18 protein-coding genes are annotated in these 23,354 nt (G+C 53.8%); 7 read left to right on the top strand and 11 right to left on the bottom strand.

The genetic code is table 11. The annotated features are described in order from the left end of the window. The 4 genes from rsxC to CUC53_RS12350 form a co-directional block, all read right to left on the bottom strand. The coding region (gene rsxC / locus CUC53_RS12365; protein WP_100294449.1) for an electron transport complex subunit RsxC at nt 1–1,732 on the bottom strand (1,732 nt) is incomplete at its 3' end. Between the two features lie 38 nt (nt 1,733–1,770). Continuing rightward, nucleotides 1,771–2,346, bottom strand: a complete 576-nt coding sequence (rsxB, locus tag CUC53_RS12360; RefSeq protein ID WP_100294448.1) for an electron transport complex subunit RsxB — start codon at nt 2,344–2,346, stop codon at nt 1,771–1,773. 2 nt (nt 2,347–2,348) lie between these two features. Then, nucleotides 2,349–2,930 carry an electron transport complex subunit RsxA gene (gene rsxA / locus CUC53_RS12355; RefSeq protein ID WP_100294447.1) on the bottom strand — a complete coding sequence of 194 codons (582 nt, stop codon included), beginning with the start codon at nt 2,928–2,930 and terminating at the stop codon, nt 2,349–2,351. Nucleotides 2,931–3,110: 180 nt separating this feature from the next. Then, nucleotides 3,111–6,254: a DEAD/DEAH box helicase gene (locus CUC53_RS12350; RefSeq protein ID WP_100294450.1), complete on the bottom strand. Its 3,144-nt coding sequence runs from the start codon at nt 6,252–6,254 to the stop codon at nt 3,111–3,113. A 274-nt stretch (nt 6,255–6,528) separates the two neighbouring features. On the opposite strand from CUC53_RS12350, the gene CUC53_RS12345 reads away from it, so the two are divergent. The 4 genes from CUC53_RS12345 to CUC53_RS12330 all read left to right on the top strand — a co-directional run bounded on the left by CUC53_RS12345 (nt 6,529) and on the right by CUC53_RS12330 (nt 10,869). After that, on the top strand, nt 6,529–6,906 hold the full coding sequence (locus CUC53_RS12345) for a YbaN family protein (protein WP_100294446.1): 378 nt from the start codon (nt 6,529–6,531) through the stop codon (nt 6,904–6,906). 132 nt (nt 6,907–7,038) lie between these two features. Beyond that, complete coding sequence (gene apt / locus CUC53_RS12340; RefSeq protein WP_100294445.1) at nt 7,039–7,584, top strand: adenine phosphoribosyltransferase; 546 nt, start codon at nt 7,039–7,041, stop codon at nt 7,582–7,584. A 177-nt stretch (nt 7,585–7,761) separates the two neighbouring features. Next, on the top strand, nt 7,762–10,425 hold the full coding sequence (gene dnaX / locus CUC53_RS12335) for a DNA polymerase III subunit gamma/tau (RefSeq protein WP_100294444.1): 2,664 nt from the start codon (nt 7,762–7,764) through the stop codon (nt 10,423–10,425). Between the two features lie 114 nt (nt 10,426–10,539). Next, nucleotides 10,540–10,869, top strand: coding sequence for a YbaB/EbfC family nucleoid-associated protein (locus CUC53_RS12330; RefSeq protein WP_041210739.1), 330 nt, complete (start codon nt 10,540–10,542; stop codon nt 10,867–10,869). A 63-nt stretch (nt 10,870–10,932) separates the two neighbouring features. Here CUC53_RS12330 and CUC53_RS12325 read toward each other — a convergent pair whose 3' ends face one another. The 3 genes from CUC53_RS12325 to CUC53_RS12315 form a co-directional block, all read right to left on the bottom strand. Beyond that, nucleotides 10,933–11,568, bottom strand: coding sequence for a sugar transferase (locus tag CUC53_RS12325; RefSeq protein WP_100294443.1), 636 nt, complete (start codon nt 11,566–11,568; stop codon nt 10,933–10,935). Next, entirely contained in the window at nt 11,565–12,758 is a 1,194-nt protein-coding gene (locus CUC53_RS12320) for a glycosyltransferase family 2 protein (protein WP_100294442.1), read from the bottom strand. The genes CUC53_RS12325 and CUC53_RS12320 overlap by 4 nt, the downstream gene beginning before the upstream one ends. 70 nt (nt 12,759–12,828) lie before the next feature. Beyond that, the gene (locus CUC53_RS12315; RefSeq protein ID WP_100294441.1) at nt 12,829–13,941 is read right to left on the bottom strand and encodes a glycosyltransferase; all 1,113 of its coding nucleotides are present in this window, start codon (nt 13,939–13,941) and stop codon (nt 12,829–12,831) included. 152 nt (nt 13,942–14,093) lie between these two features. Between CUC53_RS12315 and CUC53_RS12310 the strand changes: the two genes are divergently transcribed. After that, nucleotides 14,094–15,476, top strand: coding sequence for a GumC family protein (locus tag CUC53_RS12310; RefSeq protein WP_100294440.1), 1,383 nt, complete (start codon nt 14,094–14,096; stop codon nt 15,474–15,476). Between the two features lie 170 nt (nt 15,477–15,646). Here CUC53_RS12310 and xylR read toward each other — a convergent pair whose 3' ends face one another. The 4 genes from xylR to xylF all read right to left on the bottom strand — a co-directional run bounded on the left by xylR (nt 15,647) and on the right by xylF (nt 20,747). After that, nucleotides 15,647–16,837: a D-xylose utilization transcriptional activator XylR gene (gene xylR, locus CUC53_RS12305; RefSeq protein ID WP_100294439.1), complete on the bottom strand. Its 1,191-nt coding sequence runs from the start codon at nt 16,835–16,837 to the stop codon at nt 15,647–15,649. Nucleotides 16,838–17,000: 163 nt separating this feature from the next. Then, nucleotides 17,001–18,173 carry a sugar ABC transporter permease gene (locus CUC53_RS12300; protein WP_100294438.1) on the bottom strand — a complete coding sequence of 391 codons (1,173 nt, stop codon included), beginning with the start codon at nt 18,171–18,173 and terminating at the stop codon, nt 17,001–17,003. After that, nucleotides 18,151–19,692, bottom strand: a complete 1,542-nt coding sequence (locus CUC53_RS12295) for a xylose ABC transporter ATP-binding protein (RefSeq protein WP_100294437.1) — start codon at nt 19,690–19,692, stop codon at nt 18,151–18,153. Before CUC53_RS12295 ends, CUC53_RS12300 begins: the two co-directional genes overlap by 23 nt. A gap of 56 nt (nt 19,693–19,748) precedes the next feature. After that, nucleotides 19,749–20,747: a D-xylose ABC transporter substrate-binding protein gene (gene xylF / locus CUC53_RS12290; protein ID WP_100294436.1), complete on the bottom strand. Its 999-nt coding sequence runs from the start codon at nt 20,745–20,747 to the stop codon at nt 19,749–19,751. 350 nt (nt 20,748–21,097) lie between these two features. On the opposite strand from xylF, the gene xylA reads away from it, so the two are divergent. After that, nucleotides 21,098–22,417: a xylose isomerase gene (xylA, locus tag CUC53_RS12285; protein WP_100294435.1), complete on the top strand. Its 1,320-nt coding sequence runs from the start codon at nt 21,098–21,100 to the stop codon at nt 22,415–22,417. Nucleotides 22,418–22,470: 53 nt separating this feature from the next. Then, nucleotides 22,471–23,354, top strand: an 884-nt coding sequence (xylB, locus tag CUC53_RS12280; RefSeq protein ID WP_100294434.1) for a xylulokinase, incomplete at its 3' end; no start/stop codon positions are given.

The raw sequence follows: 23,354 nt of genomic DNA, 5'->3' as shown, positions 1-23,354 counted from the left end.
GGTGACCGCAGCTGGCGGAGTCACCCGTCTCGGCGGATGGCGGCGCAGCGGCGGCAGTCTCGCCGTTTGCGCTTTCGGCCAGCTTGGCAGCGCGGCGCGCTTCTGCTTCCCGTTTGCGGGCTTCGCGGGCGGCGATCACCGCGCTGTTGTCAGGTTGGCCCTCGGCGGGGACGGCCAGGGTTGTCATAGCGGTGATGGGGGCCTCTTGTTTGGCCTTGATCCGAGCCAGTGCCGCAGCGACCGGGTCTTCTCCGGCAGCTGCGGTCATCGCCTGACGGCGCTGGGCGGCGGCGTCGGCATGGCGCGCTTCGCGGGCCGCCTTATCACGCTCGAAGCGGGCCTGTTTGGCTTCAAAACGCTGCTTGGCTCGCTCGGCTTTGGCCGCCTCGCTGCGCGCTTCGCGAATGTCATCTTTGGCAATCTTGTAGTACTGCACCAGCGGGATCTCGCTCGGGCAGACCCAAGCGCAGGCACCGCACTCGATGCAGTCCATCAGGTTGAGCTGCTCGGCCTTGTCATACTCCTTGGCCCGGCTGTACCAGTAGAGCTCTTGCGGCAGCAGGGTAGCGGGGCAGGCATCGGCGCAGGCGCTGCAACGGATACAGGCTTGTTCCGGGCCGGGGGCGGGCAGTTCGGCTTGGGTAGGGGCCAGCAGACAGTTGGTGGCCTTGACCACCGGCACCATGGCGTGGGGCAGGGTAAAGCCCATCATTGGCCCCCCCATGATCACTCGCTGCTCCGCTTCCGGTTGCAGCTCGAAGCGTTGCAACAGCCAGCGCACCGGTGTGCCGAGCCGCACCCACGCGTTACCGGGCTGCTTGAAGCTGTCGCCGGTGAGGGTGACGATCCGCTCGATCAGCGGCTCGCCGTCGATAATGGCGCGCTTGATGGCAAACACGGTGGCGACGTTTAGCACCATGATGCCGATATCGACCGCGCGGCCCCCCTTGGGTACCTGACGACCAGTCAGCAGCTCGATGGTCTGCTTGGCGCCACCTGAGGGGTACTTGGTCGGCACCGTCTTAACCAGCACATCGGGGTCGGTGGCGTGCTGGGTCAGCGCGGCGATCGCCTCGGGCTTGTTGTCTTCCACCCCGATCAGGGTCAGTTTGGGCTTGAGCAGGTGCTTGAGCACCCGGATGCCATCCATGATCTCATCAGCGTACTGCTGCATCAGCCGATCGTCGGTGCTGATGTAGGGCTCGCATTCGAGCCCGTTGACAATCAAGATCTCGGTCAGCTGGCCACGGCCATCCAGCTTGCTGTGGGTCGGGAACACGGCGCCACCTAGGCCCGCAATACCCGCCTGCTGGATCCGCTCTAGCAGCTCGCCTCGCTCTAACGTCCGGTAATCGGCTGTGCCGTTGCGCTCGCCCCACACATCCTCGCCATCGGGGGTGAGGATGATACAGAGATCATCAAGCCCAGAGGGATGCGCAACGGTGTGATGGGCGATGGCGCTGATGGTGCCCGAGGTGCTGGCGTGAACGGGCAGGGTGCGCCCCTTGAGGTAGCGGGTCAGCGCTTGGCCTTTTTTGACCCGATCCCCGACCTGTACCAGCAGATGCCCTGCGGGGCCTGCGTGTTGACGCAGCGGAATAATCAGCTGGGGCGGCAGGCCTGCTTCCACCACGGCGGACTGGCTGGATTGGCGCTTGTTGTCGGCTGGATGAATGCCGCCGTGAAAATCCCACAAGGTGCCGGCTTTGATGCGTTCGAGTAAGGACTGCATGATTACTCCGCTGGTTATTCCGTTATTTATTCGGCTATTTATTCAACTATCTTGACGGGAATCTTGACCGGAACCTGCACGTTCTTGAGATCCCACTTCCAGTTATCGACCGTGGTGGGCACGGGGATCATCTCGATGCAGTCAGTCGGGCAGGGATCGACACAGAGATCGCAACCGGTGCACTCGCTGGCCAGCACGGTATGCATCGCCTTGGTGGCGCCGATGATGGCATCCACCGGGCAAGCCTGAATGCACTTAGTGCAGCCAATACACTGATCTTCATGGATAAAGGCGACCTTCTTGACCGGCACTGCGGCCTCGGCACCGCCCAGCGGCTGGGGTTCCACCCCCATCAGATCGGCAATCTTGTGCATGGTGGCGTCACCACCGGGCACGCACTTGTTGATCTGATCGCCGTTAGCGAGCGCCTCGGCGTAGGGCTTGCAGCCGGGATAGCCGCACTGGCCACACTGGGTCTGGGGCAGCAGGGCATCGAGCCGCTCGACGATAGGGTCGGCTTTGACATGAAATTTGACGGCGGCAAACCCGAGTGCGATCCCAAAGATCAACGCCAGCAGGGTCAGCACCGCAATAGCAAGCAAAATATGAGTCATGGTTACATCTTGATAAGGCCGGTAAAGCCCATAAACGCCAGCGACATCAGCCCTGCCGTGATCATCGCAATCGACACCCCGCGAAACGGCGCGGGCACATCGGCCGCCACCAGCCGCTCGCGCATCGCGGCAAACAGGATGAGCACCAACGAGAAGCCACAGGCGGCGCCAAAGCCATAAATCACGCTCTGCATAAAATCGTGGCGCTCGTTGATATTGAGCAGCGCGACCCCGAGCACGGCGCAGTTAGTGGTGATCAGCGGCAGAAAAATCCCCAGCAGGCGATACAACATAGGGCTGCTTTTGCGCACCACCATCTCGGTGAATTGCACCACCACGGCGATCACCAAAATAAAGGCGAGGGTACGCAGATAGACGATCTCCAGCGGCAGCAGGATGTAGTGCTCCACCAGATAGGCACAGGCACTGGCGAGGGTGAGCACAAAGGTGGTGGCCAGCCCCATGCCGATGGCGGTTTCCAACTTACCCGACACCCCCATAAAGGGGCACAGGCCAAGAAACTTCACTAGCACAAAGTTGTTCACCAGCACGGTGCCGATCAATAAAAGCAGGTACTCAGTCATCACTTACCGTCACTGTACATCGGGTGATCCGGGTTAAAGGCGGGCGGTATTATCTGATGTTAGGCCACGTTAAACAACCGCCAGGCCGCATGGGTATTATGCAACTGGATAATTTAGCCGGAGTTTTGGGCGAGAATCCGGTGGGTTTTACGTCATCTTCCCACCGGGTGAGAAGCCTTACTAACCAACAGCCAATTTGGCGGCCTCTTGCCACATAAATGGCGGCATCGCAGTAGTGAGACGCCATTTAATGTTCATCGGTTGGCTGCCAGTGTGGGATACGTACTCCACTTCGCCAAAGTTCACAAAGCCAATGGTGCGGCCAAATTCGTCTTTGCTCTGCTCGCGGACGAACAAAAATAAGCGCTTACCCTCTGCCCTGTGATTTATGTAACTCAGCCCCTTACCCCGTTCTGGGCGAGCGCTGTTTTGGCTCTGCCAATGAAACAGCGACTCGTTGATGGCGTAGTCGTGATAACGGGTGGTGGGGGAGAAGTGCTGTTCCGTTTTGTTCAAGGTCACGAACAGCAACTCGATATTTTGCTCTGCGATGACATAGACCCCTTCGCGAGCCGTGGGTTGCTGCGCGAAGGTGGTCGCGCCAAAGCCAACCAGCACCTGCTCTCTGGCATAACGGGCATGCAGTTGCAGTGGATTGTCGGGAAGGTCGGGCATGGCGCTTTGTTCGTGCTGCACCCGGTTTATCAGCATGGGCAACAGATCTGCCAGCTCGGCCCTTAATTCAGGTTGATTGAGTTGTTTCAGGCTGTGCGCCAAGCAGCTAAAGCCTGCGTTGGGGCCGCTCTTTTGCCAGAAGTCGTAATGGCACATCAAGGCCATCCGTTCATCGTACTCGGTGCTCAAAGTAAAGTGACTTGCCACCAAGGTTTGTAAGAAGTTCAAGTAATGGAGCGCATCGCAGCCCAATAGCCGTTTTTGGATGGCCCGGGTGTAGAGGGTCGACAGCTTCTCATCGCTCATTTCAGCAACGGTGTGGTTGCGGGCCTGTTTGACTAAGGTGCTCCAATTGCCACGCTTGTAGATCTCCTCAAGGCTGATATGAGGGTAGAACTTCAAAAAGTTCTCTAGCGTCAGCGGTAAATCACACTCCTGTGAGAAACGGCGGATCAGGCCCATGAGGCGCGAGGTATTAAGGGTCGCTCTATTGATATTGCTCAGAATTAACTCTTGGGTCTGTTTTGAGAGCTCGATGCGGCAACCCAAGGGGGCGTGAGGGAAGCCCTGTTTGATTTCGTGGCTGATCGCCTTATTGGTTTTACCCACCAGTGCCCGGAATTTCTGGGCAAAGTCATACTCAGCACGGGCATTCCCAACAAAGTCCAACACGGTGCAGCACTCTTTATCGCTCGCCAGCCGCAGGCCCCGCCCTAATTGCTGTAAAAAGATGGTGAGGCTTTCCGTTGGTCGTAAAAACAGCAAGGTATCGACTTCTGGGATATCAACCCCTTCGTTGAAGATATCCACCACGCAGAGAATATTGATAACGCCGGAACGCAAATCTTGTTGCTTACTATGCCGCTCGTCTCGGTTATCGCTGGTGAGGATGTCAGCCTTGATGCCCTTCAATAAAAAGGCCTTGCGCATAAAATCGGCATGTTCACGGCTCACACAAAATGCCAGTGTTTTGATCTTGGTAATATCGGTGACGATCTCATTGAGGCTCTGGACGATTTTCTGTACCCGCTGCTGATTGTGGGTATAGATATTGGTGAGCTCAGTGATGTCATAACGGCCATTTTTCCAAGCCACTTGGCGCAAGTCAGTATCATCATCGATACCAAAATATTGGAACGGACAGAGATGGCGACAATTGATGGCCTCGGGCAAGCGTATCTCTGCTGCGATGACACCACAAAAGTCGGCAAGAATATCACCGCCATCATGGCGCTCTGGCGTTGCGGTTAATCCCAACAGAATGTGAGGCTCAAAGGCGGCGAGCAGACCGCGATAACTTGCCGCCGCAATATGGTGAACCTCATCAATGACGATGTAATCGAAATAGTCTGGGCTAAGACGTAAATTAGCCAGCTGGTTATTCAAGGATTGCACCGAGGCAAATAGTTGACGGTAGTGTGTTGGCACGGCACCGCCGACCAAGAGTTCGCCAAAATTGGCTTGCTTGAGCACACCGCGGTATGAGGCCAATGCTTGGCGCAAGATCTCCTCTTTGTGGGCGACAAACAGAAACTTGGCATCGGGTTTGGTTTTCAGAAAGCGCGCAAAATCAAAGGCGGAGATCAGGGTTTTCCCTGTACCGGTAGCCGCCACCACCAAGTTACGAAAGCGCTGGTGTAAAGCGCGCTCCATCGCCAATTGCTCAAGGATCTCCTGTTGATGGGGAAACGGCGTGATATCAAAGAAATAGGCCGGGCTATTTTTGTCCCCATCGCCACGTGCCTCTTGCAGCGCATGTTGTAGTTTCGTGCGGCATTCGGGCTTGCCATCAAACAGCTCGAAATCATCGGATTCCCAATAGGTTTCAAAGGTACTCAGGGATTTCTCGATAATATGAGGGATCTCTTGCGAGGTGATTTTTAGGTTCCACTCCAAACCGCTGGTGAGGGCAGAATGAGAGAGGTTGGATGAACCTATATAGCCGGTATGAAAGCCGGTATTTCGGCAAAAGAGATAGCTCTTGGCATGTAGCCGTTCGCGCTGAGTGTTGTAGCTGAGTTTGACTTCGGAGTTGGGGAGGTTGGCTAAAAATTCGACCGCCTTGGCGTCGGTTGCCCCCATGTATGAGGTGGTAATCACTTTTAATTGGCGACCGCTGCGGGTGAACTCTTCCAACTCATGACGGAAAATTCGGATACCTGCCCATTTAATAAATGAGACCAGCCAGCAGATGCTATCTGCCGATAATATCTCCCGTTTAAGCTCCGCCTCCATCGACAAACCCGCATTGCTGCCACAAAACAGTTCGCTCTGTGTCAGGCCGGTCAGCGGAAATATATCCGCGGCGTATTGCTTTAAATTGGCCGAGATAGGGTTATCTAATTGATAAAGCGCGGTCAGGATCTTGCCCTGACTATCAATCAGGTTCTCGCTAATAAAATCGGGATCTGGTATGCGCTCTTTGAGCCACAGCAATAGCTGGTTGGCCAGTTCAATCTGCCGTTGCAGTGGGTCCTCTCCCGTGACCGACCCCACCGCATATTCCAAAATACGACTCAGAAACCGGGATAACCAGACGGCCGCTTCGGCAGGGTCAAGCTGGCGCTCGCCGACGAAAAAGCGCTTGCGGTCGAGCCGAGCGGCCAGCAGTTGAGTCATGAGTTGTTCATAAATACCGCATTGTTGCATCGCACACTGGCCTTGAAGGTGGTACATAAGGGTGGCGAGCAGCGTATCATTTTTTCAGCTAAATCAGTGCGCTGTGATCTTTTATCCCGATTTGCCCGACGGGCAGTGAACCAATACATTAGGCAATCCCTATTTGTTGATAGGGTCATGGTGTTAACAAGCCCAAGATGTTAACAGGTTCATGTTGCTAACAGAGCATTGCGGGGGCCGGTGGCAAGGTGACTGGCGTTGCTAGGGTGAGGGGCTGGCTAGGTAAGCGAGCTAAGGAGCGGTGATGAAGCGCTGGTGTTTGTTGGGGTTGGGCTGGTTGTCGTTTGCCATCGGGGTGCTTGGGGTGGTGCTGCCGCTATTGCCGACGACGCCATTTATGCTGCTGGCGGCGGCGTTGTTTGCCCGCTCATCGGTACGTTTTCATCACTGGTTGCTGACCCACCCTTGGTTTGGTGCGCCGATTGCTGATTGGCAACAGCACCGAGGCATTCGCCGTGCTGCCCGGCGCCGCGCGGTGGCACTGATTGTGATCAGTTTTTCGGTGTCGTTGCTGGTGGTGCCCCCTCTTTGGCTCAAGGGGATGTTGCTGGTGATGATGGCGCTGTTGTTGGCGTGGTTGATGCGCGTGCCAGTGCTAGACCCTGTTGCAATGAAGAAGTGAAGACCCTAAGCTAGCGCGGCAAAATGCTATTAGCGTTAGCCTGTCAGTTTTGCATGACGGGCTTTTTTATTTCCCGCTGGCGGGAAGCGTAAGATCAAGGACCCACTGGGTCGATACACAAACGGTCATACCATGAATCCGGACACCCTGAAATTAATCGAAGCGAGCATCAAGGCCATTCCCGACTACCCCAAGCCGGGTATCTTGTTTCGCGATATCACTAGCCTGGTAGAGGATGCCCAGGCGTTTAAAGCCACGATCGATCTGCTGACTGAGCATTATCGTGATCAAGGGATCACTAAAATCGTTGGCACCGAAGCCCGTGGCTTTATTTTTGGCGCCCCTGTAGCGTGTGCGCTGGGCATTGGTTTTGTGCCCGTGCGCAAGCCCGGCAAGTTGCCCCGCGCCGTGATTGAGGAGTCTTACGCGCTGGAGTACGGCACGGATACTTTGCAAATGCACACCGATGCCATTGTGGCCGGTGACAAGGTGTTAGTGGTCGATGACTTATTGGCCACCGGCGGCACCGTCGATGCGGCGATCAAACTTATCCGTCGTGCTGGTGGCACCGTGGCCGATGCCGCATTTGTGATCTCGTTGCCTGAACTCGGCGGCTCCGCTCGCTTGAGCGCGGCGGGCGTCAAGGTGTTAGCGCTGGTTGAGTTCGCCGGCGAATAAGCACGTGGTGATGCCATCGCCCTGCGGCGGTGGCGGTTAGTCCCAAACCGGTGTCTCGCTCGGCATCGGTTTGAAATTTACCCAATCCCGCCAGACCGTACCGATCCCTGATACAGCCTGCCCTCCATTTGTGTTAGCATCCGGCGTCAATGCCTTGTCATTCCTGCATCGAGATCTATGAGCTATCAGGTTCTGGCGCGCAAATGGCGCCCCCACACGTTTGAACAAGTGGTAGGCCAGCATCATGTGCTGACCGCCTTGACCAATGCCTTGGATCAGGGACGGCTTCATCATGCGTATCTGCTCAGCGGCACTCGCGGGGTGGGTAAGACTACCATCGCCCGTATTTTGGCCAAAAGCCTCAATTGCGAGCAGGGGGTCAGTAGCCGCCCATGCGGGGTGTGCGATACCTGCCGCGAGATCGATCAGGGCAACTTTGTCGATCTGCTGGAGATCGATGCGGCGTCCCGCACCAAGGTGGAAGATACCCGCGAGTTGCTTGACAACGTGCAGTACCGCCCGGCCCGTGGCCGCTTCAAGGTCTACCTCATCGATGAGGTACACATGTTGTCGCGCCACAGCTTCAATGCGCTGCTAAAAACCCTTGAAGAGCCGCCTCCTTATGTGAAGTTTTTGCTGGCCACCACCGACCCGCAGAAGCTGCCTATTACCATCCTCTCGCGCTGCTTGCAGTTTCATTTGAAAAGTCTGGATCAGATCCAGATCGCCAAGCAGCTCGAATGGGTGCTGGAGCAGGAGGGACAACCCTTTGAGCCGCGCGCGTTGCAGGCGTTGGCCAAGGCGGCCGATGGCAGTATGCGTGATGCCTTGAGTTTGACCGATCAGGCGTTGGCCCACGGCAATGGCAGTGTGGGGCTGGCGAGTGTGCAGGCGATGCTGGGCACCCTCGATCACCACCATCTGCACCAGCTGCTAGCGGTGATGTTGCGCCAAGATGGGCCAGCCACCATGGCCAAAATCAGCGAGATTGCGACCTTAGGCCCCGATTTTGATCAGCTCCTCGCTGAGCTAGCAGGCTTGCTCCATCGCATCGCCATGGCGCAGTTGCTGCCCGCCAGCGTGCAGGAGCAGGGGGCTGATGCCGATGCCCTGCAACAGTTGGCCAAGGCGATGAGCCCAGAAGAGGTGCAGCTCTATTACCAGATTGTGTTAGGCGGGCGTAAAGATCTGCCGTGGGCCCCCGATGGCCGCACGGCGCTGGAGATGACCTGCCTGCGGATGCTGGCTTTTTCGCCTCAGCGCGAGGTGCTCCATCCTGCCAATCTCACTAGCTTGGTTCCTGCGCCCATCAGCCCGCTCCCTATCGCGTTGGGGGATGCTGCAAGCCCACTGGGAAAGCGCCCAGCCGCTGACTCGGCATGGCAGGCCAGCGCGTCAGTTGCCGAGGGGGTGAGCGATCCCGTGGCTGGCGCGCCGAGTCTGGCGGTGCTGGCGGCGGATGAAAGCGCACTGGGCGCTGACCGTGACGCGGCGCAGGCCGCCGAGCTGTTTAGCCAGCAGGCGCAATTGCTGCAAGCAGCGCAGGAGATGGGCTATGCCCCCGCGCCTGCTACGGCTACGGATGCCACGCCTGCGGATGATCTGGGCTCACCTGATGATCCTTTAGCGGATCAGCTCCCCACTCAGTTAGCTGAGCAGGCTGCGCCACTGTCTCATCAGCCGTTCACGGTGGATGATCCACTGGCATCAGCAGGATCTGCATTGCCGGACGAGGTGGTGAATGAGGCTGCCGAGCCAGTGGCTTATCCGGTTACTCAACCCGTGTTCCAGCCCTCAGCTGAGCCAGCAGTAGCGCCGATGCCTGCCTCTGAGCCAGCCCCTGACCCGGTGTCGGCGGTGGCGAATATGCAGAGCTTGTTGGGTAAGCGAAACATGCTGCGTAGCCGTCAGCGTGGTCAGGATGCCCCAGCAGCTGCCACGGCGCGCACCGTGCCAGTCACGACGGCGCCCCCGGTTTCGCCGCCCGCTGCCGCGCCCCAGCTTGCTCAACCAGCAGGGCAGGGGATGGCGAGCATTCATCACTATGAGGATTTGCCGCCGGTGAGCCTCTATGGTGAAGATGATGAGCCCCACGGTCATAACGAGGAGTATGAAGAGTACCTTCGTCAGGGGGCTGCTGGGGTTGCCCCAGCGCCAAGTCGCGCCCCCGCGATGGCGGTAACCGATATGAGCGATCTCCCCCCTTGGGATCTTGCGGGGCAGCTGAGCTATCAGCCCGCAGGGCATGGCACCACGGCGCCGACAGTGATGCCGGCCCTTGCGCCTGAGGGCGTTGCGTCCGTTACTCGCGCAGCGTTTGCCGACCCACAACAGGAACAAACTGAATCTGTCCCTCCCATGATGGAGACCATCAACTGGGATGAACTAGAGGGCGATAACGAGCCGCTACAAGAGGGTGAGGTGAGTCGCCTGATCCCCGCGTCCTTGCTCAATCATTGTGGTGACCGGTGGGCTGAGCTGATTGCCCACAGTCAGCTGGGCGGGCGGCTACGTCAGCTAGCCATTAATTCGGTGATGAGCCAAGAGGGAGGGCTAGTACGACTGCTCTTAAAACCGGAGCAACGTCATTTGGTGAGCGATAAGGCCCGCGCCGATCTGGCTGACATCATCGGGCCTGCACTGGGCCAACCGGTGCAGGTTGAGGTGACCCTTGGTGTGGTGCCAGACCAAGAGACCCCCCTTGACATTGAGCACCGACTTTATGTTGGGGTGCGTGAACAGGTAACCCGGGATCTGCACGACGATCCCAATGTGCAATTTCTAGTACAGCGCTTTGGTGCGGTACTCCACAGCGAGACGGTTGAGCCACTCAATCGTTAGACACTAGCCAAGAGCGCGCTCTTGGTTGAAAAGCCGCTTGCTTATCCCCATTGTGAGGGCAGGCAAGCCCACAGCCCGGCGCTGGATGCCGGATTTCAAGACGAGAGATGACCTATGTTTGGTAAAGGTGGAATGGGGAACCTGATGAAGCAGGCCCAACAGATGCAAGAGCGGATGCAGAAGATGCAAGAGCAGCTTGCTCAGATGGAAGTGACCGGCGAAGCCGGTGCTGGCATGGTCAAAGTCACCATGACCGGCAGCCACAGTGTGCGCCGTATCGAGATCGATCCCTCCTTGATGGAAGATGATAAAGAGCTGCTGGAAGACTTGGTTGCTGCGGCCTGTAACGATGCCGTGCGTCGCGTGGAAGAGCAGAACAAAACCAAAATGGGTGAGCTAACTGGCGGCATGCAATTGCCACCGGGTTTTAAAATGCCATTTTGATTTAAATTTTTATTCAATCGTGACTATAGAAGGTACGACTCATTTATTCGCACCTTCTATAGTTCATCGCCCCTTTTTTCCCACCATAATGGCGATCGTTTTCCCTATTATATAAATGTCTTGCAGTAACCAACGCCACGGGTGAAGCAAAGCAATTGAATATGCTAAGTCGTAGGCAAGTTTGCTACGTACATCGTCTAAGTTCTCATCATATCCCTGATTGACTTGCGCTAATCCAGTGATGCCTGGGGCAATTTCATAGGTGCGTTCAGTGAAGAAGGGGACTGCATCCTCTAAGCGATTAGCTATTCCTGGCCGTTCGGGACGAGGCCCGATCAGTGACATTTCTCCCTTCAGCACATTGATAAACTGAGGTAATTCATCAAGTCTCGTTTTACGTAAAAACTGCCCGCTGCGAGTAATGCGAGTATCGGCTTTACCACACCAAACTGGCCCTGTTCCGACTTCTGCATCCGCCCGCATAGTACGAAACTTGATCATTAAAAACAGTTCGGTGTAGTGCGCATGGCTACGGCCAATCCGTAATTGGCGAAAAAAGACAGGACCTGGGCTATCGAAACGAATAGCGAGCATAATAAAAGGCCATAATGGCAGCGTTAGCAATAAACCAAGTGTTGCACCTACGATATCCATTATTCGCTTGGTTACTAATGTTACTCGTGGAATAGGACGACTCATATCGTTTTCTCCTGTTTAATCGTACGATTAACAGCCCGCATAAAATAGCGCAGAGTACCCAAGCCATTATACCAGTGTCCAACAACAAGATAGTGAATCTTGCGCAGGTAGGTAGACCACGAATAATGAGGGATGAATTGGATAAAGAGCACTATCGTATATACAACTAGCTGTAAACTAAGTATGACGGTGAATAATGGTGACGAAAAAGCTAGCGGAATCGCGCACAGCAAAAGTAACATTAAGCATAATGGCATGATTACCCGTAGCCCTTTACCACTGGCAAAGTTGAACGCAACCCAGCCAAATTTAGGGTGTAACAAGGGCAATAAGCGCAACAGCTGTTGGGTATTTCCTGCACCTATACGCTGGCGGCGTGTTGCTTCTAATTCGGCATCAGACACTTCTAATTCCAGTGCGGCACTTCGATTGTCATATATCGCTCGATAACCTTTTGCAATTGCTTGCATTGGAATTATAAAGTCATCATTGATGGTATCTGCAGCCAATGTCGTAAAGCATGCTCGGCGCATGACATAGAAAGCACCGTGAGCCCCTAGCATGCCACCAAGGGCTGATTCACATATTTTAATCTCACTTTGATAGTGCCAGTAACTCTCTTCTCCTTGTGAACCTGGTTGCCAAAAACGATATGCTTCACCAACGACACCTACCTCTGGATCGTTAAAGTGTGCAACAGCAAGTAGCAGACTATCAATTGGCAGCAGAGCGGAAACATCCGTAAGGGCAATTAACTCAGTATCGACTTGTCCAATTGCTTCATTTAGAACAGCCACTTTGCCTCGGTTAGTAGGATAATTAAATAAACGAATATTTAATTGCTGTAAAATAGGATCATCTCGCTGGCGAAGAGCAATCGGGTAGCTTTCATCGCTGCAGCCATCAAAATGAAGATGAACAGATAATTTATCAGACGGATAGTCAAGGCTTGCTATATTTTGTAACTTGGCGGCGAGAGTCGCGGCCTCATTGTAAATTGGCATTATGAGTGTGATTCTGGGTAAATCAGCATCTTGAGGGATATTTATCAATCCTCGAATTAAGGGGATAGGATATTGCATCTGATTACGCTTACTTTTCCCTAACCATTTTAGTAATAATGGATAGCCTAGGTGATGATAAATAACCAAGGCAGAAGATAGCCAAAATATTATCGTCAACCATTCCATAGGATGCTCCTTATCATATAGCCAATAGCCAACCGGTAATCCTAGCTTTGTGTTATCAGACTATTAGCTGTTAATCGGAATATACCAACCTATAAGCTTCCACCATTTGCTTAAGTGTTCCCTGTTTGCATACAAATTCACGCGTTAACTGCCGAATATCCTCTGAGTGCTGTAACCCAAGGGTTAACAACTGTGTCAAGTGTTGTGGGTCTCGCGTTGTCAATAACTGACCACTTTGCGGGCAGACAATATCTTGGGCGGCGCCCACCGCACTCATCACAACAGGGACGCCACAAGCTTGTGCTTCTAATATCGAAAGCGGCATTCCTTCCGCTAATGATGGTAGGCAGAACAGATCTAACCCTTGATAAAAACAAGGCATATCATTGACTAATCCCAAAAAGTGAACCCTAGATGTAATCTCAAGCTGGACGCACTGTTTTTCTAACTCGGGCTGTAAACTCCCTACCCCAGCCAAAGCAAGATGCACATCTTGCGGCAAATATGTCATCGCTAAGAGCAATAAATCATGACCTTTAACTAGCTCTAGACGAGCGGCACAGCCGATGAGTTTAACGTCTGATGGCAACCCCAAGCATTCACGGGCTTGAGAAGCAGAGGCCATCTTGAAGCGTTGTTCATCAATACCATTTACGATGACTTGCAGCTGGTCTGGGCCGAGTCGGTCTTGTACTTGCCTCGCAACAGGAGCCGCATTAGCAATCAGAACAGGACGCAGTATTTTTATGGCGCCTTTTGCTAATTGACACAGGTGGGGATCATCAAGATACCAAGCATCATGGTCGGTATGGATAAGTTTTGGTACGAAAGCAAGTTTACTTGCCAATCCACCGTAAATGAGCGGTCCAATATGGTGTGTGTGCACCACTTTTGGTCTGAGTTGATAAAGCAACCTTGTTAATCGATAAATGGTGGTGAGCGACCACGCGCTAGGCTTCGCTAAGCAATAAATTTGGTCAGCGAAAGGGGCAAGAGCAGGCCACGTTGCCAAGAGATCTTCTTTAGCCCCTTCCAGAGAAATGATGTACATCGGTTGGTACTCTCTGTTGGCTTGATGAAGGTTTAATACCATTATTTCTAATCCTCCAGGTTGTAAATGCTGCACAATCTGGACCACAACAGAGTGATGTGAGTTGGGAGATGCTGAGCTAACAGACGCCATTCGGAGGTTCCCTGATAGACGAGAAGTTTAAGGTAATAAAAACCAGTATCACTATAATCGCTACTTATAGGTGTGGGTGATGAAAATCTGCTTTCTCAAAACGAAAATTATTATATAACTCAGTCTGACATTTTCTTGTAAGGAGTGATGTCATGCCAAGCCAGATATATTACAACTTGTTTCTTATTCTCTCTGCTGCTTGGCGTCGGCGATATTTATTGCTAATGCCTGTATTAGTCATGCCATTCGTAGGCATTGCAGTAGGTTTATTGACCCCCAAAGAGTATGAAAGTCGCACCACTTTTATGGTGCCACAAGATTCAAATCAAACGCCGACCTTGAAAGACCTAATCACCCAAGAAAGTCTAAAAGATCGTTTTGCTGTGCTGGAAGCCTTACTACGTAGCCGCTATGTGCTCGACGGTGTAGCACGAGACCGAGGGCTAGTAAACGATGATACCTCTCCCACTCAGCGAGATCTGGTCATGGATTGGTTATCAGCAGCAGTATCTATTCGTCTTATTGGTGATGAGGTGATCGAGTTAAAAGTCAGAGCAGATTCAGCGGAAAATAGTGCAGGACTAGTAGAGGCGGTATCGCGACGTTTCTTTTTTAATTTGCTGAGTAAAGGCCGCCAATCTGCCGAATCGTCAGAGCGCTTTTTACAAAGTCAACTCGATAGCCGCCGCAGTGAATTACAAAATGCTGAAGAGTTACTCTCTCGGTTTAAGCGTGAACACGCAAATGCACTGCCGGAACAGCAGAATGCCAATATAGCGCGACTCTATACTCTCAAAGAGCGCTACGCCGAGAGTATAATAATGGTGCAGCAGGCAAAAGCACGGTTTGAACAATTATCCCAAGGTCAAGAAAATCCGCTAGCACGCCAATTGACTGAAAAATTACAGCTAATGAAAACGGAGCTGTCATTACTTCGCGCTCGTTATAGTAATGGCCACAGTAAAATTCAGAGCCTTGTTTATCAGATAGAACAATTGCAGCAGGAGTTAGATGGTTTAAAAACGCAGCCAGGCACTGCGATAGATGCTGTTTGGACGAGAGCTAAAGAGCAGGCGACAGAGGCGGAGCAAAACGCAACCGGTTTGCAAGCTCAGCTGGACGGTTTATCAAAAACCGTTGATTCACAAGGGGAAGTTGAGCGTCAACTGGCAGAATTAGTACGCGACCTTGAAGTCAAACGCTCGCTATATCAGGATCTATTACTGCGTTACGAGAAGGCAAAAGTCACCGGAGCATTGGGCAATTTTGAACCGGGTGAGCGGATCAAAGTCATAGATAAACCTTTTGCTCCCAGTAAACCGAGTAATTTTCCACTGATTGTGTTTCTGCTAGCAGGCATTGTCGGCGGCATCGGTCTAGGCTGTGGCCTCGCGCTGCTAGTGGAGCTGGCCGATACTAGCTTACGCCGCTCGGATCAACTCGCCGCCCTTATCAACGCCCCCGTCTTGAGTCGTATCCCCTATTGTGAGCCGTCTCCCCTGCCAGAAAGTACCGTGATAGGTACCGTTTCATAAAGCAGCGATCACGTTGCTGCGCCAATCCTAGGGGCAGCCATACTTGGAGCTTGGCCGCAGATAGAACCAGCCTATTCAGTTTGCTCATCATGATCACATCGGCTATTCAGCTGAACGGCTGAAGTGCTCTGGGGGGATTACCTAGGGCTGTTTAGCGCTCTTGTCTGAATCTATTCAATCCCCTCTATCACACCTAAATGGCGCTCACGGTACTCTCGGGGGGTACTGGCAAATGCCTTTTTAAACACGCTGTAGAAATATTGCACTGAAGGGTAGCCGCAGGAGAGAGAAATCTCGTTGATCGATAGCGCGCTGCTGGTCAATAGCTGGCGGGCTCGCTGCAGCTTTTCATCGTGAATAGCACCATGGATCGTTTGTCCGGTTTCCTCTTTAAAGCGCTTTTCCAGATTGGAGCGGGAGACGCCGATGGCATCTAACACCTGCTCAACCTTAATGCCCCGCACGGCGTGATTGCGAATGTAATGCATCGCCTGAATAACGGACGGATCCCGTAGCGAGCGGTAATCGGTCGAGCGGCGGGCCACCACCTGCGCTGGCGGTACCCGAATCCGCTGCAAGGTTGAAGGCGCCTCTTCGCGCAATAACTGGTGCAGCAGTTTGGCCGCCTGATAGCCCATTTGGCGGGTGCCTTGGGCAACTGATGAGAGCGGAACCCGAGAGAGGTAGCGGGTCAGTTCTTCATTATCGATACCAATCACGCACAGTTGCTCGGGCACGGCGATGTCGAGGTGTTCGCAGGCTTGTAGCAGGTGGCGGGCGCGGGCATCGGTGACGGCAATGATGCCGGTATGACTAGGTAGGGTTTGCAGCCAGTCGGCTAGCCGATTTTGAGCGTATTGCCAGTTATCTGGCAGGGTCTCCATGCCGCGATAGACAATTCCTTGGTACATCTCGTTAGTCATCAGGCGCAAAAAGGCTTGCTCTCGCTCCATGGCCCAGCGTTTACCTGGATGCTCCGGCACCCCATAAAACGCAAAACGGGTGACCCCGCGTGCTTTGAGATGTTGCACTGCACTGCTGACCAGCTGGTCGTTATCGGTCGCGATGTAGTGCACCGGTGGGTAGTCAGCCAGCTGATAGTAAGAGCCGCCAACGCCCACCATCGGCAGGGTCAGGGGGCGCAGAGCTTGCTCAATTTCAGGATCATCGAAGTCAGCGATCACGCCATCTCCTAACCAAGTGGACAATTGGCTAGGCCGAGCCCGGAAATCCTCGTCGATGAAGATATCCCAGTCCACCAGCGAGGCTTGCAGGTACTCTCCTACGCCTTCGACGACTTGGCGGTCATAGACCTTGTTAGCATTGAATAACAGACTAATCCGGTAGCGTTTGGGAAACATTGAACAGGGTACTCTCTGCTGGATAACCAGCGTGGTTGGGCAGGGGCATATTCAATAGCACACCACATCGACCAAGGGAGGGGAGTGACTAGGCAAATGTGACCTGCATCGTCCGAAGGGTGCCCATCTTGTCCCTTATTGGGCTCAAGATGGGCACATGCGATCAAGCCCGACGTTTGGTTGCGGAATCTAACCAGACCGCCAGTAACAAAATGGCGCCCTTAACGATGTACTGCCAGAAGGTCGGCACATCCAGCATGCTCATACCATTGTCGAGGGATGACATGATAAACGCCCCCATCACGGCTCCCGCCACGGTGCCGACCCCACCTGCTAGGCTGGTGCCGCCAATCACGCAGGCTGCGATGGCATCGAGCTCGGCAATGTTACCCGCAGACGGGGAGCCAGCTCCCAGACGTGAGCTCAGGATTAACCCGGCGACGGCCACCATCAAGCCGTTGAGGGCAAATACGATGAGCTTCGAGCGCTCGACATTGACCCCAGAGAGGCGCGCGGCATCAATGTTGCCACCGATGGCATAAATACGGCGGCCAAAGGCGGTGCGGGTGGCCATAAACATACCGATCAGCATCAGGGCGACCAGGATCAGCACCGGCGTCGGCACCCCACGGTAATCATTCAGCAAGTAGATGCTGCCCAGGACCAGTAGGGCGGTAACGCCGTGGCGGCCTGCTTCACTGGTGGCGCCATTAACGGGTAATCCCAGTGCCGAGCGTTGGCGTCTCATCCACCATTGCCAGAGGATAAACAGGGCTAAACCGAGACTGCCGAGGGTAAAGCCGGCGATCCCTGGCAAGTAGCTCTGGCCAATCTGGGACATGGCTTGGCTGGTCGGGGCCACGGTGGTGCCGTTAGTGATGCCGATCAAAATACCGCGAAATGCCAGCATCCCCGCGAGGGTCACGATAAAAGAGGGGACTTTGCGATAGGCCACCCACCAGCCATTCCAAGCCCCAAGGAGCAGGCCGCAGCTTAAGGTAAGCGCAATGGTCAACGGTAAGGGCCAGCCATACCAGACATCCAGGATTGCGGCCATACCGCCGAGTAGCCCCATCATCGAGCCGACCGACAGATCAATCTCAGCGGCAATGATGACAAACACCATCCCTACCGCAAGGATGCCGGTAATGGCAGTTTGTCGCAGCAAGTTGGAGATATTACGGGCGCTCAGGTAGGCGCCATCGGTGGCCAGCGTGAAGAACAGCACAATGACCACGATGGCGGCCAGCATCACCAGTATTTGCAGGTTGAGTTTTTTCAGGTTTACGCGAGCCCCTGTGGGAGCCATGGCTTCAGCTTGCGTGACTTTCAGCATGGTATTCACTCCTTAATGCAGCATCCATCACCTGCTCTTGGGTTAGGTGATGGTTATCGAGACAGGCTTTGATGCAGCCTTGGTGCATGACCAGAACTCGGTCGCTCAGTCCCAGCACCTCCGGAAGTTCGGAGGAGATCACCATGACGGCGATCCCTTGTGCCACTAGCTGGTGAATGAGCTTGTAGATTTCATGTTTGGCGCCGACATCGATCCCTCGGGTCGGCTCGTCAAGGATCAGGATGCGTGGATTGAGCAACAGGCACTTGGCCAAGATGGCCTTTTGTTGGTTGCCGCCACTTAACCGACCAATAGGCAGCTCTGCGGATGACGTCTTCACTTTTAAACGCTGCAGTGAATGACCGATGGCGGCTTGCTCACCTGCCATGTCCAGCAGCGTAGCCACGCTACAGTAGCGATCGAGCGAAGCGAGGGTGATGTTAGCGCCCACCCCCATGATGGGGACGATGCCATCTTTCTTGCGATCTTCAGGCACCATGGCGATCCCTTGTGCCATGGCATCACGACAGGTGTGAATAGTGACCGGTTGACCATCGAGCAGCAGAGTGCCTTGCCAGCGACCGGGGTAAGCGCCAAACAAACATTGCACCAGATCGGTTCGCCCTGAGCCGACTAACCCTGCCACACCGAGGATCTCCCCTTGGTGCAGGGTGAAGCTGGCATTATCGACCCGCTTGATATGGCGGTTGATGGGGTGCCACGCCGTGAGCCCCTGCACCTCTAGTAGGGCCTTGCCCCGTTGATGTTGCCGAGGTGGGTAGAGCTCGCTTAATTCGCGGCCCACCATCATGGCAATGATGTCGGTTTGCGAGAGGGTCTCGGCTGATCGGGTAGCGATATGTTTACCATCCCGGATCACACAAATACTGTCTGAAATAGCCTGTACTTCATTTAATTTGTGAGAAATATAAATACAGGCGATACCGTGCTGACGTAAATCACGGACAATATCGAGCAAAATATCGGTTTCACGTTCAGTCAGGGAGGCGGTGGGCTCATCCAAAATCAATAAACGCACCTGTTTGTTGAGGGCTTTGGCGATTTCTACTAATTGCTGTTGGCCAAGTCCCAATTCACTGACTTTGGTGTGAGGATCCATATCCAGTTTTACTTGGGCGAGCATGGTCCGGCAGCGTAAATACATACGGTCATAATCTAAAATGCCATATTTAACCCATTCGGAACCTAAAAAAAGGTTTTCGAGAATACTCATCTCTTTAACCAGCGCCAGCTCCTGATGAATAATGGCGATGCCACGGGCTTCACTGTCCCTAATATTGTTAGCCCGCAGCACTTCACCAGCGAAATAAATGTCACCAGAAAAGTCCCCGTAAGGATAAATGCCACTTAAAATCTTCATCAAAGTAGATTTACCTGAGCCATTCTCACCGCACAGGGAAACCACCTCGCCCGCTTTTATTTGCAGGGTAATATCATCAAGCGCGGTGACATTGCCAAAGCGCTTGGTGATATTCCTCATTTCTAGCAGATAAGGCATAGCACCTCCTGGCTGAAATAATATGGATAAGGGCAGATTTAACTCTGCCCATGTGATTATTGATAGACCTGCGCTTTACTATGAAAACCATCGGCAATGATGGTGCTGTCGATATTGGATTGATCGACCGCGATCGGTGTTAATAAATAAGATGGGATATCTTTTAACCCATTATTTAAGGTGGCGTTCGAGGTGGGTGTTTTGCCTTCGCCGAGTTGTACCGAAATATCTGCGGCGGTATCCGCGAGCTTGGTGATAGGCTTATACACCGTCATGGTTTGGGTGCCGGCAACAATTCGTTTGATGCCAGCCAGATCGGCGTCTTGCCCCGAAATCGCCACCTTGCCAGCGAGCCCTTGGGCGGCCAGTGCCTGAATGGCCCCGCCAGCGGTCGCATCGTTAGAGGCCACCACCGCATCAATCTGGTTACGATTGGCTGTTAGCGCGTTTTCCATGATTTTCAGTGCGTTCTCTGCCAGCCACGCATCGGCCCACTGATCACCGACTACTTTCACCTTGCCGGATTGGATGAGGGGCTCCAGCACATTCATCTGGCCCTTGCGAAACAGCTTGGCATTATTATCAACCGGCGATCCGCCCATCAAAAAGTAGTTACCGCTTGGGACTTTTTGCAAAATACTGCGGGCCTGCATCTCGCCGACTTTTTCGTTATCGAAGGAGATATAAAAATCAATGTCAGCATTATTAATGACACGATCATAAGCGAGTACCTTAATTCCTTCCCGTTTCGCTTCCGCCACTACGTTACTCAATACTTGACCGTTGTATGGAATAATCACTAACACATCCACGCCGCGGTTGATCATGTTTTCAATCTGCGCCATTTGTGTTTCTTCATTACCGTTGGCCGATTGAACAAATACGTTGGCCCCTAATGACTCGGCTTTTTTGACGAAAATGTCACGGTCTTTTTGCCAGCGTTCCAGACGTAGATCATCAATTGCCATACCAATGGTGACTGATTTAGCCTCAGCACCACTGGTGAGTAAGGTTAATGCTGTCAATATAGTGACTGCGATATTGTTTAATCTCATATTACATCTCCTTGTAGACAGGGCGGCAATAATGGTGCCGTTGGGATAACGTCAGCCTTTAAAACAGCAAGGACGGGAGGGATTGTTAGCGAGGGAATGGGGGACAGCAATTGCCGAATTTTCCGGTGGGATTATGTTTTTTGGTTTGTTTGCAAATTTATGAGCAAGATCATGTTTCGCCTTATTGGACAAAAAGAAGGTGAATTGTTGCAGCAGCAGTCATAAATGAGAGCTACCGCACATTTGTTAATTATCTTAATCCGGCTAAGAAATATCGTAGTTGCGACAAGGATGACTCCAATTCCAAGATAAATCGGACAATCCATTATTTATTGCCAAAGGAGTTTACCATGCCCGCTTATTTTGACCAGGTGGACAATATTCGTTATGAAGGCCGCCATAGTCGTAATCCACTGGCGTTTCGCCACTACAATCCCGATGAGATCGTGCTCGGCAAACGCATGGCCGATCATCTGCGCTTTGCCGTTTGCTATTGGCACAATTTCTGTTGGAACGGATCGGACGTGTTTGGCCAAGGGATCTTTACCCATCCGTGGCAGCAGCCCGGTGACGCCTTGGCCCAGGCCAAGCTCAAGGCCGATGTTGCGTTTGAGTTTTTCAGCAAGCTGGGGGTGCCGTATTACTGCTTCCACGATGTGGATGTGGCGCCAGAAGGGGCTTCCGTGCGCGAATACATCAACAACTTGCATGCGCTGACCGACGTGCTGGCCGCCAAGCAGCAGGCCACTGGCGTTAAGCTGTTATGGGGCACGGCGAATTGTTTCTCTCATCCACGTTATGGTGCAGGGGCGGCAACCAACCCGAATCCTGAGGTATTCGCTTGGGCGGCCACGCAGGTATGCCATGCGATGCAGGCGACCTTGCAGTTGGGAGGAGAAAACTACGTGCTATGGGGCGGGCGTGAGGGGTATGAGACGCTGCTCAATACCGATCTGCGTCAAGAGCGTGAGCAGCTTGGCCGCTTTATGCAGATGGTGGTCGAGCATAAACACAAGATCGGGTTTCAAGGCTCATTACTGATTGAACCCAAGCCACAGGAGCCCACCAAGCATCAATATGACTATGATGTGGCCACCGTCTATGGCTTCTTGAAGCAGTTTGGGCTGGAAAAAGAGATCAAAGTCAATATTGAAGCAAACCATGCGACCTTGGCTGGCCATACCTTCCATCACGAAGTGGCGTCGGCCATCGCCTTAGGGATTTTCGGCTCCATTGATGCCAACAGGGGTGATCCTCAGCTGGGTTGGGATACCGATCAGTTCCCCAACAGTGTCGAAGAGAACACCTTGGTGATGTATGAGATCCTCAAGGCGGGAGGCTTCACCACCGGTGGGTTTAACTTCGATGCCAAGGTGCGCCGCCAGAGTAACGATAAGTACGATCTGTTCCATGGCCATATTGGGGCGATGGACACCTTGGCGCTCTCCCTTAAAAATGCCGCTGCCATGGTGGAGGAGGGGACGCTGGCCCAGCGGGTATCACAGCGCTACGGGGCATGGAGTGGTGAGCTAGGTCAGCAAATTTTGCAAGGTAAGCTCTCATTAGACGCGGTGGCCCATCACACCGAGCAACATGGGTTGTCACCGCAGCATCACTCTGGGCAACAGGAGATGCTGGAAAATCTGGTCAGTCGTTACATCTACGGCTAAGTGCCTAGCCCCCGGCGTTTGACCGGGGGTTTTGCTTTTTAGGAGAGTGGATTATGTATCTGGGGATTGATTTAGGGACCTCGGGAGTGAAGGTCATTGCCATCAATGAAGAGGGGCAGGTGGTAGCAAGTCAAAGCGTGCCATTGGCGATCAGCCGCCCTCAGCCGCTATGGTCTGAGCAAGACCCTGAGCAGTGGTGGCAAGCCACCGATCAGGCGGTGTGCGCGGTGGGTACGCAGGTATCACTCGCGCAGGTCACGGCCATCGGCTTGAGTGGACAGATGCACGGTGCGACCTTGCTCGATCAACAGGGCAAGGTGCTGCGTCCCGCCATCTTGTGGAACGATGGGCGCAGCGCGGCGCAATGCCGGGCGTTGGAGCAGCAGGTGCCCGCCTCGCGTCAACTCACCGGCAATCTGATGATGCCTGGGTTTACGGCACCTAAGTTACGTTGGGTGGCAGAACATGAACCTGTGGCCTTTGCACGGGTTGACAAGGTGCTCCTGCCCAAGGACTACCTGCGCTGGCGGATGAGTGGAGAGTTTGCCACTGATATGTCTGATGCTGCGGGCACCCTCTGGTTGGATGTGGCAAAGCGGGCGTGGAGCGATGATCTGTTGGCCGCAACGGACCTTACCGCAGCCCAGATGCCTGCGCTATTTGAGGGTAACCAGTTCTGCGCCGAATTGAGCGCCTCACAAGCGCAAGCGTGGGGAATGAAGCGGGTGCCCATCGTGGCAGGAGGGGGCGATAACGCCGCAGGGGCTGTGGGCGTTGGTTTGCATCAAGCAGGTCAAGCCATGCTGTCGCTGGGGACCTCGGGGGTCTATTTTGTGGTCAGCGACGGGTATTTGGCTAAGCCGGAGCTGGCGGTACACAGTTTTTGCCATGCACTGCCGCAGCGTTGGCACCTGATGTCAGTGATGTTAAGCGCCGC

This window comes from Aeromonas cavernicola, assembly GCF_002795305.1.
Taxonomy (GTDB): Bacteria; Pseudomonadota; Gammaproteobacteria; order Enterobacterales; family Aeromonadaceae; genus Aeromonas; species Aeromonas cavernicola.
The sequence above is the reverse complement of the archived record's forward strand: the minus strand, read 5'-3'. Positions and strand labels throughout refer to the sequence as shown.

Bases quoted from the DNA above. Each gene is read 5' to 3' on its own strand.
- rsxB (WP_100294448.1), bottom strand. From the start codon at position 2,346: ATGACTCATATTTTGCTTGCTATTGCGGTGCTGACCCTGCTGGCGTTG.
- rsxA (WP_100294447.1), bottom strand. From the start codon at position 2,930: ATGACTGAGTACCTGCTTTTATTGATCGGCACCGTGCTGGTGAACAAC.
- CUC53_RS12350 (WP_100294450.1), bottom strand. From the start codon at position 6,254: ATGCAACAATGCGGTATTTATGAACAACTCATGACTCAACTGCTGGCC.
- CUC53_RS12345 (WP_100294446.1), top strand. From the start codon at position 6,529: ATGAAGCGCTGGTGTTTGTTGGGGTTGGGCTGGTTGTCGTTTGCCATC.
- apt (WP_100294445.1), top strand. From the start codon at position 7,039: ATGAATCCGGACACCCTGAAATTAATCGAAGCGAGCATCAAGGCCATT.
- dnaX (WP_100294444.1), top strand. From the start codon at position 7,762: ATGAGCTATCAGGTTCTGGCGCGCAAATGGCGCCCCCACACGTTTGAA.
- CUC53_RS12330 (WP_041210739.1), top strand. From the start codon at position 10,540: ATGTTTGGTAAAGGTGGAATGGGGAACCTGATGAAGCAGGCCCAACAG.
- CUC53_RS12325 (WP_100294443.1), bottom strand. From the start codon at position 11,568: ATGAGTCGTCCTATTCCACGAGTAACATTAGTAACCAAGCGAATAATG.
- CUC53_RS12320 (WP_100294442.1), bottom strand. From the start codon at position 12,758: ATGGAATGGTTGACGATAATATTTTGGCTATCTTCTGCCTTGGTTATT.
- CUC53_RS12315 (WP_100294441.1), bottom strand. From the start codon at position 13,941: ATGGCGTCTGTTAGCTCAGCATCTCCCAACTCACATCACTCTGTTGTG.
- CUC53_RS12310 (WP_100294440.1), top strand. From the start codon at position 14,094: ATGCCAAGCCAGATATATTACAACTTGTTTCTTATTCTCTCTGCTGCT.
- xylR (WP_100294439.1), bottom strand. From the start codon at position 16,837: ATGTTTCCCAAACGCTACCGGATTAGTCTGTTATTCAATGCTAACAAG.
- CUC53_RS12300 (WP_100294438.1), bottom strand. From the start codon at position 18,173: ATGCTGAAAGTCACGCAAGCTGAAGCCATGGCTCCCACAGGGGCTCGC.
- CUC53_RS12295 (WP_100294437.1), bottom strand. From the start codon at position 19,692: ATGCCTTATCTGCTAGAAATGAGGAATATCACCAAGCGCTTTGGCAAT.
- xylF (WP_100294436.1), bottom strand. From the start codon at position 20,747: ATGAGATTAAACAATATCGCAGTCACTATATTGACAGCATTAACCTTA.
- xylA (WP_100294435.1), top strand. From the start codon at position 21,098: ATGCCCGCTTATTTTGACCAGGTGGACAATATTCGTTATGAAGGCCGC.